Annotated in this window: 10 protein-coding genes and 1 pseudogene; 7 read left to right on the top strand and 4 right to left on the bottom strand. The window is 68.7% G+C overall.

What is annotated here, in order from left to right; genetic code table 11:
• Positions 1-85 precede the first annotated feature (85 nt).
• Genes F627_RS0113245 through F627_RS0113225 form a run of 5 tightly spaced genes read left to right on the top strand, consistent with a single transcriptional unit; the run spans position 86 to position 4253 of the window.
• Positions 86-544, top strand: a complete 459-nt coding sequence (locus tag F627_RS0113245) for a hypothetical protein (RefSeq protein ID WP_019584320.1) — start codon at positions 86-88, stop codon at positions 542-544.
• Positions 541-1671, top strand: a complete 1131-nt coding sequence (locus F627_RS0113240; protein WP_019584319.1) for an FIST C-terminal domain-containing protein — start codon at positions 541-543, stop codon at positions 1669-1671. The genes F627_RS0113245 and F627_RS0113240 overlap by 4 nt, the downstream gene beginning before the upstream one ends.
• 17 nt (positions 1672-1688) lie before the next feature.
• On the top strand, positions 1689-2723 hold the full coding sequence (locus F627_RS0113235) for an NADP(H)-dependent aldo-keto reductase (protein WP_019584318.1): 1035 nt from the start codon (positions 1689-1691) through the stop codon (positions 2721-2723).
• 10 nt (positions 2724-2733) lie between these two features.
• Complete coding sequence (locus F627_RS0113230) at positions 2734-3516, top strand: TatD family hydrolase (protein WP_019584317.1); 783 nt, start codon at positions 2734-2736, stop codon at positions 3514-3516.
• Positions 3513-4253 carry a ThiF family adenylyltransferase gene (locus tag F627_RS0113225; protein ID WP_018880968.1) on the top strand — a complete coding sequence of 247 codons (741 nt, stop codon included), beginning with the start codon at positions 3513-3515 and terminating at the stop codon, positions 4251-4253. The genes F627_RS0113230 and F627_RS0113225 overlap by 4 nt, the downstream gene beginning before the upstream one ends.
• A gap of 154 nt (positions 4254-4407) precedes the next feature.
• On the opposite strand, the gene F627_RS0113220 is transcribed toward F627_RS0113225, so the two are convergent.
• From F627_RS0113220 to glyQ, 4 genes are all read right to left on the bottom strand, one after another.
• Complete coding sequence (locus tag F627_RS0113220) at positions 4408-5049, bottom strand: hypothetical protein (protein WP_018878270.1); 642 nt, start codon at positions 5047-5049, stop codon at positions 4408-4410.
• Positions 5039-5794: a 1-acyl-sn-glycerol-3-phosphate acyltransferase gene (locus tag F627_RS0113215; protein ID WP_018867667.1), complete on the bottom strand. Its 756-nt coding sequence runs from the start codon at positions 5792-5794 to the stop codon at positions 5039-5041. The genes F627_RS0113220 and F627_RS0113215 overlap by 11 nt, the downstream gene beginning before the upstream one ends.
• Before the next feature lie 9 nt (positions 5795-5803).
• On the bottom strand, positions 5804-7885 hold the full coding sequence (gene glyS / locus F627_RS0113210; protein ID WP_018876756.1) for a glycine--tRNA ligase subunit beta: 2082 nt from the start codon (positions 7883-7885) through the stop codon (positions 5804-5806).
• Between the two features lie 62 nt (positions 7886-7947).
• Positions 7948-8892 (bottom strand): glycine--tRNA ligase subunit alpha, encoded by a 945-nt coding sequence (gene glyQ, locus F627_RS0113205; RefSeq protein ID WP_019584316.1) that lies wholly within the window; start codon positions 8890-8892, stop codon positions 7948-7950.
• Positions 8893-9049: 157 nt separating this feature from the next.
• Here glyQ and F627_RS0113200 point away from each other — a divergent pair.
• Together F627_RS0113200 and glnA are read left to right on the top strand one after the other, a co-directional pair.
• Positions 9050-10272 (top strand): annotated as a pseudogene (locus tag F627_RS0113200) (cation diffusion facilitator family transporter).
• A gap of 218 nt (positions 10273-10490) precedes the next feature.
• Positions 10491-11900: a glutamate--ammonia ligase gene (glnA, locus tag F627_RS0113195; RefSeq protein ID WP_018867663.1), complete on the top strand. Its 1410-nt coding sequence runs from the start codon at positions 10491-10493 to the stop codon at positions 11898-11900.
• Positions 11901-12032 lie beyond the last annotated feature (132 nt).

Raw genomic sequence — 12032 nt, 5'->3', positions numbered from 1 at the left:
CCAGCCCCGCTCCGGCGGGGCTTTTTTCGTTTCGGGCCCGCCATTCCGCTAGGATTCGGGCTTTAACGGACAGGACGGAGTAGGCGTGTTCGGACTCTTCGGGCCGCGGCCGGCCCAGCAGATGGAGCGCTTTCGCGGCCGCTACACCGGTCGCTCGCTGATCGTTCACCAGGGCTTCACCGGCGACTGGCTGGAGGAGCTCCTGAAGCAGCCGGGCGGCGGCGGGCACTTCCGCATCGACAGCCGCCCGCTGCCACGGCGGCGGCCGAGCCCCGTGGAGTGGCTGGTACAGACCCATATCCTGCCGCTGGAGCTGCCGCAGCCCCTGTTTCTCGACGTGCGCGAGGACGCCATCCTCGTGCGCCACCTGCAGCGCGGGGAACACGCGGTGCATCCCTCGGAGATCGCCTGGTTCCTGGAAGAACTGGACACCCGCCACCACGCCCGTCTGGTCTTCACCGAAGACGGCGGCCTGAACGCGCGCCCCGGCCTGCCGGTCGACGACAACGAGGCCCTCAGCATGCTGGAGCAACTCGGTTTATGACCAATGCCTTTCGCAGTGCCACCGCCCGCGGCGAGGAACCCCGGGCCCTGGCCGACGCCCTGATCGCCGAGCTGGGCGAACAGCCGCCGCGCGCCGGGGATCAGGTGCGGGTCGGTTTCATCTACCTCTCGGATGCGCTCAGCCGCCACGCCCGCACCCTGCTGAAACACCTGCGCGAGGGGCTGGGGGTGGATCACTTCGTCGGCGGCATGGCCATGGCCGTGATCGGCCCGCACGACGAGCTCTACGAACAGACCGGCGCGACCCTGATGATCGGCGAGTTTCCGGCCGCCAGCGTCCGCGTGATCTATCACCCGGTGCGCGGCTTCGACGAGCTCGTGAAGGAACTCGACGGGTTCCTCGACCCGCAGACCCCGGGCCGGCTGATCCTCAACGCCGACCCGCGCATGGAAGGGCTGGAGGGCATCCTGACCGAGATCGGCGAGCGCACCGCCTGGTTCGCGACCGGCGGCGTCAACTCCGGGGACGACGGCGTGGTGCAGATCGCCGACGGCGTCGCCGCCTCCGGCATCACCGGGCTGGCGCTGCGCGACGATATCGCGATCGCCGCACGCCACAGCCAGGGCTGCACGCCACTCCCGGGCCAGCACGAGCTGACCGAGACCTGGCGCAATATCATCGTGCGCCTGGACGGCCAGCAGGCCCTGCCGGCGTTCAAGGGCATCATCGGCGATGTGCTGTCGCGCGACCTGGAGCGGGCGCTGGGCTACATCCTGGTGGGCTTTCCGATCCCGGGGTCGGACACCGGCGACTACCGCGTGCGCAACATCATCGGGATCGACCTGGACCAGCAGGTGCTGGCCGTCGGCGAGATGCTCGAGCCGGGCTCGCAGATCCTGTTCGTGCGCCGCGACGGCCAGGCGGCCATCGAGGACCTCGAGCGCATGCTGGAGCAGATCCGCGCCCAGGCACCCAACGGGATTCGCGGCGCGATCTATGTCTCCTGCGTGGGGCGCGGGCGCCACCAGTTCGCCCAGGAAGGCACGGAACTGGGCATCGTGCAGAAACACCTGGGCGACGTGCCCCTGGTCGGCTTCTTCGCCAACGGCGAGATCTTCGCCAACCGCCTGTACGGCTATACCGGGGTCCTGACCCTGTTCACCTGAACCGCCAAGGGGACCGCATGCAATACCGCAAACTGGGACGCACCGAGATCGAGGTCAGCCTGATTGGCCTGGGCACCATGACCTGGGGCGAGCAGAACACCGAGGCCGAGGCCTACGAGCAGCTGGACTACGCCCTCGACCAGGGCGTAAACCTGATCGATGCCGCCGAGATGTACCCGGTCCCGCCGCGCGCGGAGACCCAGGGCCTGACCGAGAGCTACATCGGCAACTGGCTGGCCAAGCGCGGCAACCGCGATCAGGTGGTGTTGGCCAGCAAGGTCGCCGGCCCCGGCATGATCGACTACCTGCGCGGCGGTCCGCAGCTGAACCACGAACACATCGAGCAGGCCCTGAACGACAGCCTCCGGCGCCTGCAGACCGACTACCTGGATCTGTACCAGGTCCACTGGCCGGCGCGCGCCACCAACTTCTTCGGCCAGCTCGGCTACGCCCACAAGCCGGATGATGCCGCGACCCCGATCGAGGAGACCGCGGCGGCACTGAAGGCGGTGGTCGAGAGCGGCCGCGTGCGCACCATCGGCATCTCGAATGAGACCCCGTGGGGCTTCATGGAGTGGATCCGCGCCCATGACCGTGGCCTGTCCGAGCGCATCGTCTCCATCCAGAACCCCTACAACCTGCTCAACCGCAGTTTCGAGGCGGGGCTGGCCGAGATGGCCATCCGCGAGGATGCCGGCCTGCTGGCCTACTCGCCGCTGGCCTTCGGCATGCTCTCCGGCAAGTACCTGGACGGGGCAAAGCCCGAGGGGGCACGCCTGACGCTGTTCGAGCGCTTCCAGCGCTACAGCAACGAATCCGGCCTGGCCGCCACCGCGGAGTACGCACGTCTGGCGCACGAACATGGCCTGACCCCGTCCCAGCTGGCGCTGGCCTTCGTCAACCAGCAGCCCTTCGTGACCAGCAACCTGATCGGGGCGACCACCATGGAGCAGCTGCGCGAGAACATCGCGACGGTGGACATCACCCTGTCCGACGCCGTGCTGGAGGCCATCGAGGCCATCCACGCCCGCTATACCTACCCCTGTCCGTAGGCCACCCCCCATGAACCTGATCGATACGCATGTCCACCTGGACCTGGACGCGTTCGATCCGGATCGCCCGGCCGTGCTGGACCGCGCCCGCGCCGCCGGGGTTCAGGAGCTGGTCCTGCCCGGCGTCACCCGGGCGCGCTGGCCGGACCTCGACGCCCTGTACCGCCAGCACACGGGCCTGCATGTCGCCTACGGCCTGCACCCGATCTTCCTGCAGGACCATGCGGACGCGGACCTCGACGCCCTGGAGGCCTGGCTGGACACGCACCCGGAGACCATCGCGGTCGGCGAGATCGGGCTGGACGGCTATCAGGAGGGTCTCGACTGGGATCGCCAGTTGCGGTTCTACACGCGGCAGCTGGCCATTGCGCGCGAACGCGACCTGCCGGTGATTATCCACAGCCGGCGCGCGCTGGACGCGGTGCTGAAGGGCCTGCGCCAGCAACCAGGCCTGACCGGCATCCTGCATGCGTTCATCGGAAGCCCGCAGCAGGCCCGCCAGGCGGCCGACCTGGGCTTCTGCCTGGGCATCGGCGGCCCGGTGACCTTCGAGCGGGCGAAGAAGCTGCACCGCGTGGTGCGCGACGCGGCGCTGGAGACCCTGGTGGTGGAGACCGATGCACCCGATCAGCCCCTGGCCGGACATCAGGGTGAGCGCAACGAACCGGCGATGACGGCCGAGGTCAATCGCCGGCTCGCGGCCCTGCGGGACATGGATCCCGAAGAGATGGCTATAATCACGTCACAAAACGCACGCCGGGTCCTCCGGCTTCCGACCGGTCCCGACGCATGAGTCCCGCCGCCCCCCACAATCCCTACACCGAACGGACCGACCTGCTGCTGGGGCACGAGGTTGCGGCCGGCCTGCGGGACCGGCATGTGTTCATCGCCGGTCTCGGCGGGGTCGGCAGCTACGCCGCCGAGGCCATCGCCCGCGCCGGCGTCGGTCGCATGACCCTGGCGGATCACGACGTGGTGGGCGCCTCCAACCTGAATCGCCAACTGGTCGCGCTGCGCTCCACCGTGGACCGACCCAAGACCGAGATCATGGCGAACCGCATCCACGACATCGATCCCGACATCGAGCTCACAATCCGCCACGACTTCCTCCAGCCCGATACCGTCGGCGACCTGGTCCCGGAGGATGCCGACTTCGTGCTCGACGCGATCGACTCCATCGTCTGCAAGGCCGCGCTGGTCGCGACGGCCCAGGCGCGCGGGCAGGGCGTGATCTCGAGCATGGGGGCCGGCGGGCGCATCGACCCCACCGCCGTGCGCGTGGGGCCGCTGGCGGGGACGCGCGTGTGCCCGCTCGCGCGCCAGATGCGCAAGCGCCTGCGGCGCCTGGGCGCGCATCTCGACTACCCCGTGGTGTTCTCCATCGAACAGCCGCGCAAGGGCACCGAACACCGCCCGGTGGGGGACGGCGGCCGGCCGCGTTCGGTCAACGGCACGATCTCCTACCTGCCCGCGATCTTCGGCCTGACCGCCGCCGGCCACGTAATCCAGAGCCTGATCGCCCGCGCCTGACCGCCATACACGGCTCGCTCCGTGACCCCTGCAGCCACAGGTTCCGTCCTGCCCTGTGGGAGCTCAGCCCCCTGAGCGATACGGCGCGGCCCGACCTCATCGGCCAGAGGGCTGGCCTCCTACAGGCCAAGACAACCCAACCCCTACGAAGATGCTATTCGTCGAATACCGCCTCGATGCGGGCCTGGATGTGCTGGTCGGCGTCCGGGCCATACTGCGTGCTCGCCGGGTCGAAGCGATCACAGAAGGCGTAGGCAAACTTCAGGTCCTTCACGCCCAGGGCGCCGAACAGGCGCGCCTCGAAGGAATGGTCCTCCGGATTCTGGGTCAGCGTGGGCCAGCCATCCGCCCCGGGTGCCAGCGCCGGGCCAAAGAACACGACTCCCGGCAGGTTCTTCAGGCGCAGGGCACAGGTGCCCTCGGTCACCCCGGCCATCGGCAGGAAATCGATGGTGCGCGAAAGGCGCTGCTTGCGGTTGAAGGCGATATCGACCTCGCCGCCGGCCGCGCGGATCGCCGGGGCCTCCGCCTCGAACGCCAGGGTCTCGAGGCCAGCCGCCCGCCAGGCCTCCAGGTCTTGTGCCCCATGGCGGCTGGGCAGGAACAGGTAGGCGGGCCTGGTGATGGCCCGGATCGCCGCCAGCAGGGGTTCCGAATACGCCGGCGCGTTGACCAGGATCCCGCCCAGTTCGAGGTCGTCGATCAGCCAGACCGCCGGCGAACCATCCCCGATGCGGTAAATGGTCCGGTCACGCAGTTCGACCAGCGGCGCGCTGATCACGGGTTCATTCGCCATGTGCGGGCTCCGATGACGGACGGGCGGGACGCGGCTCGATCCCGGCCATGGTGGTCTCGATCCATTCTTCGGCCTCGGCCAGCACCTCCACCGGCTTGCGCCCGGCGGTCTCGATCGGCGGGCCGATCACCACCTCGATGGTGCCGGGGTAGCGGCGGATGCCCTTCTTCGGCCAGAAGCTGCCACTGTTGAGCGCCACCGGCAGCACCGGGTAGCCGGTACGCGCGGCCAGCATCGCGCCGCCCTGACGGTAGCGCCCGTGTTCGCCCGGGGCCACGCGCGTGCCCTCGGGGAACACGATCACCCAGCGGCCCTCGTCGAGGCGCTGCCGGCCTTCGGTGACCAGATTCTCCAGCGCCTGGCGCCCGCCTTCGCGGTCGATTGGCACCGGATCGATCATCGCCAGCGTCCAGCCGAAGACCGGGATGCGCATCAGCTCGCGCTTGAGCACCCAGGTCTGCATCGGGAAGATCGCGACGAAGGCGACGGTCTCCCAGGCCGACTGATGCTTGGACAGCACCACATGCGGACGCGACGCATCGATGTGTTCGGCGCCGCGCACCCGGTAGTCCACGCCACAGGTCACCCGCAGCCACCAGACATTGAAGCGCCCCCACTGCGTCAGCACCCGGTAGCGGATGCGGCGCGAGAACGGCCAGATCAGCGGTGGCACCAGCACGCCGAAGACCAGCATCGAGCTGATGAAGCCGAGCTGGAACAGCAGACCGCGGATCAGGGGCAGCATGCGGCGGCGCTATCCCGTGGCCAGGCGGCCGATGTCGGCCACGGTCTCGAACGCGCGGCGCAGTTCACGCAGCAGGGCCAGACGGTTGCGCCGCTCGGCGGCATCTTCGGCCATCACCATCACCTGGTCGAAAAAGGTATCGACGCGATCGCGCAGGCCCGCCAGCTCGCCCAGGGCGTGCAGGTAGTCACCATCGGCCACCGCCTGCTCGACGCCGGGACGCACCGCCTGCAGGCCCTGGTAAAGCTGACGCTCCTCGTCCAGCGCCAGGGCCTCCGGGTCGAGGTCGGCCTCGGCCTCCTCGCCGGCCTTGCGCAACAGGTTGTGGATGCGCTTGTTCGCCGCAGCCAGGGCCTCGGCCTCCGGGCGCTCGCGGAACAGGCTGACCGCGCGTACACGGCGGACGAAGTCCAGCGGCGTGTCGGGCGCGACCGCGGCCACCGCCTCGATGGTCTCGTGCGCCTGGCCCTGCTCCAGCAGGTAGCCGCGCAGGCGCTCCAGGATGTACTCGCGGACCGGCTCCACCGCCTGGTCGGCCTCCGGCACCCGTTCGCGGATCGGCTCGGCCGCGGCCTGCAGCAGCGGGGTCAGGGCCAGCGGCAGTTCGCGCTCGACCAGGATGCGCACCAGCCCCAGCGCGGCGCGGCGCAGGGCGAACGGGTCCTTGGTGCCGGTGGGCTGCTTGCCGATCGCGAAGATCCCGACCAGCGTATCCAGCCGGTCCGCCAGCGCCAGGGCCTGGGCCAGCGGGACATCCGGCAGTTCCGAACCGGACTGGCGCGGCCAGTAGTGCTGTTCGATTGCAGCCGCGACAGACTCATCCTCGCGGTCGTGCAGGGCGTAGTAGCGGCCCATCGTGCCCTGCAGTTCGGTGAACTCGAAGACCATCTGGGTCACCAGATCGCACTTGGCCAGGCGCGCGGCGCGCGCGGCCAGCCCGGCATCCAGCCCCATCAGGCCGGCCAGGCGCTGCATCAGGGCCTCCAGCCGCACGGACTTGTCGCGCAGCGTGCCCAGGCGCTTCTCGAACACCACGGAGTCCAGCGCATCCAGCCGTTCCTCCAGACGCTTCTTGCGGTCCTGCTGCCAGAAGAACTCGGCATCGGCGAATCGCGGGCGCAGCACGCGCTCGTTACCGTCGCGCACCGCATGCGGGTCGCGCGACTCGATATTGCTGATCACGATGAAGTGCGGCTGCATGCGCCCGGCCTCGTCGACCACCGGGAAGTATTTCTGGTTGTCCTGCATGGTGGAGATCAACGCCTCCTGCGGGACATCCAGGAAACGCGGGTCGAAGCCGCCGGTCAGGGCCACCGGCCACTCCACCAGTGCGGTCACCTCGTCCAGCAGGTCGGCATCCACCAGTGCACGCCCGCCCAGGGCCTTGGCCTGTTCGTGCACCTGCGCCAGGATATTCTCGCGCCGCGCCTCGAACGACGGCTCGACAAAGCCGGGGCTGCGCAGCCGCTCGGCGTAGTCGTTGCCGCGCTTCAGCTCCAGCGCGCCGGGCTGGTGGAAGCGGTGACCATGCGTGGCCCGCCCGGCGGTCTGCTCCAGAACCGTCATCTCCAGCACCTCGGTCCCGTGCAGGACCACCAGCCAGTGCGCGGGGCGCACGAATTCGGTGCGGCTGCTGCCCCAGCGCATGCGCTTGGGCGTGGGCAGGGCTTCGAGCGCGGCCTCCAGCATCTCCGGCAGCAGCTCGCCGAGGGCGCGGCCCGGCTGCATCTGGCGAAAGACCAGGTATTCGCCCTTGTCGGTGGTCTCGCGCTCCAGGCGCTCGACCTCCACGCCGCAGGAGCGGGCAAAGCCCAACACCGCCTTGGTCGGCTCGCCGGCGTCATCGAAGGCGGCGGCCACAGCCGGGCCGCGACGCTCCTGCAACTGGTCCGGCTGCTGCCCCGGGACGTCCGGGAACAGCACCGCCAGCCGGCGCGGGGTGGCGAAGGTCTCTGGCACGCCCGGCTCCAGCCCGGCCTCGCTCAGCCGGTTGGCCAGGCCATCGGCCAGGGCGTCACGCAGGCGCGGCAGGGCGGCGGGGGGCAACTCTTCGGTGCCCAGTTCGATCAGGAGTTCGCGGGCTTCAGCCATGTCGGGTCCGTGTCGGGTCCATCACGACCGCGCGCAAGGGCGCGCGATCCGGGAAATAGGGTTCAGGCGGCGTCGGGCTTGTTGGTGTCGTCATCGGCGCACAGCGGGAAGCCCAGGGCCTCGCGCGACTCGTAATACTTCTGCGCGACGTTTCGCGACAGCTCGCGCACGCGCAGGATGTAGCGCTGGCGCTCGGTGACCGAGATCGCACCGCGGGCATCCAGCAGGTTGAAGCTGTGCGAGGCGCGCAGCATCTGCTCGTAGGCCGGCAGCGGCAGGCCCAGCTCGATCATGCGGTCGCTCTCGTTCGCATGCTGATCGAAGGCGGCGAACAGGGCGTCGCGGTCAGCGTGCTCGAAGTTGTAGGTGGACTGCTCCACCTCGTTCTGGTGATAGACGTCGCCGTAGGTCACCGGGCGGCCGTCCGGGCCGACGGTCCAGACCAGGTCGAATACGCTCTCCACCCCCTGCAGGTACATCGCCAGGCGCTCCAGGCCGTAGGTGATCTCGCCGGACACCGGGTGGCAGTCCAGCCCGCCGACCTGCTGGAAGTAGGTGAACTGGGTGACCTCCATGCCGTTCAGCCAGACCTCCCAGCCCAGGCCCCAGGCGCCGAGGGTCGGAGATTCCCAGTTGTCCTCGACGAAGCGCACGTCGTGGGTGAGGGTGTCGAAGCCCAGCGCCTCCAGGGAGCCGAGGTAGAGGTCCTGGATGTCCGGCGGCGACGGCTTCAGCAGCACCTGGAACTGGTAGTAGTGCTGCAGGCGGTTGGGGTTGTCGCCATAGCGACCGTCGGTGGGACGGCGGCTGGGCTGGACATAGGCCGCGCGCCACGGCTCCGGCCCGATCGAGCGCAGGAAGGTCGCCGGATGGAAGGTACCGGCCCCCATTTCCATGTCGTAGGGCTGCAGGACCACGCAGCCGTGGTCGTTCCAGTAGTCCTGCAAGCGACGGATCAGGTCCTGGAAGGTGGGGCTGCTGCTGGACAGGGTGCGTTCGTGCGCCATGCGGGATCCCGGGTCAGGGCAAAGCGGACAGTATATCGGCCCGGCTTCGGCCGCGGCCACCGTCAGCGCGAAACGCGGAGACGCCCGCGCGAGTCGGCGCTTTCCCTGTGGCGGCAGTCGGTTTTGCGCCAGCCGGGAAGGCGCCCATACTGGAGGCTTGATCCGGTTCGGGAGAGCACCCTGAGCGAACCCTATGCCAATTCGGAGCCGACGGTGACCGCGGAGAACGGTCAGCGCTACCGCGACACCCGCCGAGTGACGCTGGTGGGCGCGACCGTGAACAGCTTTCTGGCCGTCGCGCAGCTACTTAGCGGCTGGCTTCTGAACTCGCAGGCGCTGGTTGCGGACGGCGTGCATACGCTGTCGGACCTGATCACCGACGGTGTCGTGCTGTTCGCCGCGCGCAAGGCTGCGGCGTCCCCCGATCAGGACCACCCGTACGGCCATGCCCGCATCGAGACCCTGGCGACGGTGGTCGTCGGGGTCTTTCTGGCAGCCGCGGGGCTGGGGATCGCCTGGGCAGCCGGCAGCCGGCTGGTCGACCCCGAGGCCATGACCGGTCCCGCCAATATGGCCATCTTCTTTGCCGCGCTGACCCTGGTGGCGAAGGAGGGCCTGTACCAGTACACCCACCGAGTGGCGAAGCGCCTGCGCTCGCGGATGCTGGATGCCAATGCCTGGCACCACCGTACGGATGCGATCTCGTCGCTGTTCGTACTGGCCGGCGTGGGCGCGGCAGTGGCCGGCTTCCCGTGGGCGGACGCCCTGGCGGCGCTGATCGTCGCCCTGTTCATCCTGCATATCGCCGGGCGCCTGATCGTGCGCGCCGCGGCGGAGCTGATCGACACCGCGCTGGAGCCGGAGAAGGTGGATCGCATTCACCGCACCATCCTGGACGTGCCCGGGGTGAAGGATGCGCACATGCTGCGCACCCGCCGCCACGGCAGCGACGTGGTGGCCGATGTGCACATCCAGGTCGCGCCGATGATCTCGGTCTCCGAGGGGCATCGGATCGCCGATGCGGTGTTCCATTCGGTGACCGACGAGCATGAGCGGGTCAACGACATCACGGTGCACGTGGACCCGGAGAATGACGCGGAGCAGGCGCGCAGCTCGACGCTGCCGTTACGGCCGGTACTGGTAGAGGCCCTGCGCGAGGCCTGGGCCGACACCCCGGAGCTGGACGCGGTGGAGCACCTGTCCCTGCACTACCTGGGCGGCCGGGTGCACATGACGCTGACCCTGCGCCTTGACGGGGCAACCGCGGCCCCGGACCTGGAGGCGCGGGCCCGGGCCCTGGCCGACCGGCTGCACGGCCACCCGCAGGTGGGCGACATGCTGGGCGAGGTCACGCTACTCTATCGTCCGTGCACTCATTAGGTGCGGCACACCCCAGCAAGCACCATCGTGGTGCATATACGGCACCATGATGGTGCAAAACGGAGGCGGCGCGGCACCCGGGGTGCCCGTTTTTCGCGCGCCCGGGCCGAATCGGGCCGGATGGCATGATGCCTGCATAATGACCCACGAAGCCGTGCAGGGGCCAACAGGCCGGCCGGCCAAAATCGAAGACTCAAGTGAAGACCAAGGAGACCCCCATGTCCGCAGCCGACGTGCTGAACCAGATCAAGGAAAAGGAAGTGCGCTTTGTCGACTTCCGCTTTACCGACTCCAAGGGCAAGGAACAGCATGTGACCATGCCGGCCCACGACATCGACGAAGAGACCTTCGAGGAAGGCAAGATGTTCGACGGCTCCTCGATCTCCGGCTGGAAGGGGATCAACGAGTCCGACATGATCCTGATGCCGGACGCCGAGTCGGCCGTGATCGACCCGTTCTTCGAAGACATGACCATGAACATCCGCTGCGACGTGGTCGAGCCGGCCACCATGCAGGGCTACGACCGCTGCCCGCGCTCCCTGGCGCGCCGCGCCGAGGCCTACCTGCAGAGCACCGGCATCGCCGACACCGCGCTGTTCGGTCCGGAGAACGAGTTCTTCATCTTTGACGACGTGAAGTGGGGTACCAGCCTGTCCGGTTCCTACTGCCGCGTGGACTCCCAGGAGGCGTCCTGGAACTCCGAGCGCGTCTACGAGGACGGCAACATCGGGCACCGCCCGGGCGTGAAGGGCGGCTACTTCCCGGTCCCGCCGGTCGACAGCCTGCACGACATCCGCTCCACCATGTGCGAAGTGATGACCGAGATGGGTCTGGAGACCGAGGTGCACCACCACGAGGTGGCCACCGCCGGCCAGTGCGAGATCGGCGTGGGCCCGGCGACCCTGACGCAGAAGGCCGACGAGGTGCAGATCCTGAAGTACGTGGTGCAGAACGTGGCCCACATCCACGGCAAGACCGCGACCTTCATGCCCAAACCGATCGTCGGCGACAACGGCTCCGGCATGCACGTGCACCAGTCGCTGTCCAAGGACGGCAAGAACCTGTTCTCCGGTGACCTCTACGGCGGCCTGTCCGAGACCGCGCTGTACTACATCGGCGGCATCATCAAGCACGCCCGTGCGCTGAATGCCTTCACCAACCCGTCCACCAACAGCTACAAGCGTCTGGTGCCGGGCTTCGAGGCGCCGGTGATGCTGGCCTACTCCGCCCGTAACCGCTCGGCCTCGCTGCGCATCCCGTTCGTGATGAACCCGAAGGCGCGCCGGATCGAGCTACGCTTCCCGGACTCCACCGCCAACCCGTACCTCGCGTTCGCCGCGATGCTGATGGCCGGCCTGGACGGCATCCAGAACAAGATCCACCCCGGCGACGCGATGGACAAGAACCTCTACGACCTGCCGCCGGAAGAGGAAAAGGGCATCCCGCAGGTCTGCCATTCGCTGGACCAGGCGCTGGAAGCCCTGAACCAGGATCGCGAGTTCCTGACCCAGGGTGGCGTATTCACCGACGACATGATCGATGCCTACATCGACCTGAAGATGGAAGACGTCACGCAGATGCGCATGACCACCCATCCGATCGAGTTCGACATGTACTACAGCCTGTAAGGCGTCCGCTTCCGGCCCCTCGGGGCCGCGAGGCCATCCGCCGCCGCGCCCTCCGGGGCCGGCGGCTCTTTTTTGTGTCTGGGGTCGGCCTCCACCAGGGAGACGCCCTGCTCGCCGGCACGACCGGCGACG

The sequence above is a fragment of the Thioalkalivibrio sp. ALE16 genome (assembly GCF_000381305.1).
Classification (GTDB): Bacteria; Pseudomonadota; Gammaproteobacteria; order Ectothiorhodospirales; family Ectothiorhodospiraceae; genus Thioalkalivibrio.
The sequence above is the reverse complement of the archived record's forward strand: the minus strand, read 5'-3'. Positions and strand labels throughout refer to the sequence as shown.

Bases quoted from the DNA above. Each gene is read 5' to 3' on its own strand.
- F627_RS0113240 (WP_019584319.1), top strand. From the start codon at position 541: ATGACCAATGCCTTTCGCAGTGCCACCGCCCGCGGCGAGGAACCCCGG.
- F627_RS0113235 (WP_019584318.1), top strand. From the start codon at position 1,689: ATGCAATACCGCAAACTGGGACGCACCGAGATCGAGGTCAGCCTGATT.
- F627_RS0113230 (WP_019584317.1), top strand. From the start codon at position 2,734: ATGAACCTGATCGATACGCATGTCCACCTGGACCTGGACGCGTTCGAT.
- F627_RS0113225 (WP_018880968.1), top strand. From the start codon at position 3,513: ATGAGTCCCGCCGCCCCCCACAATCCCTACACCGAACGGACCGACCTG.
- F627_RS0113220 (WP_018878270.1), bottom strand. From the start codon at position 5,049: ATGGCGAATGAACCCGTGATCAGCGCGCCGCTGGTCGAACTGCGTGAC.
- F627_RS0113215 (WP_018867667.1), bottom strand. From the start codon at position 5,794: ATGCTGCCCCTGATCCGCGGTCTGCTGTTCCAGCTCGGCTTCATCAGC.
- glyS (WP_018876756.1), bottom strand. From the start codon at position 7,885: ATGGCTGAAGCCCGCGAACTCCTGATCGAACTGGGCACCGAAGAGTTG.
- glyQ (WP_019584316.1), bottom strand. From the start codon at position 8,892: ATGGCGCACGAACGCACCCTGTCCAGCAGCAGCCCCACCTTCCAGGAC.
- glnA (WP_018867663.1), top strand. From the start codon at position 10,491: ATGTCCGCAGCCGACGTGCTGAACCAGATCAAGGAAAAGGAAGTGCGC.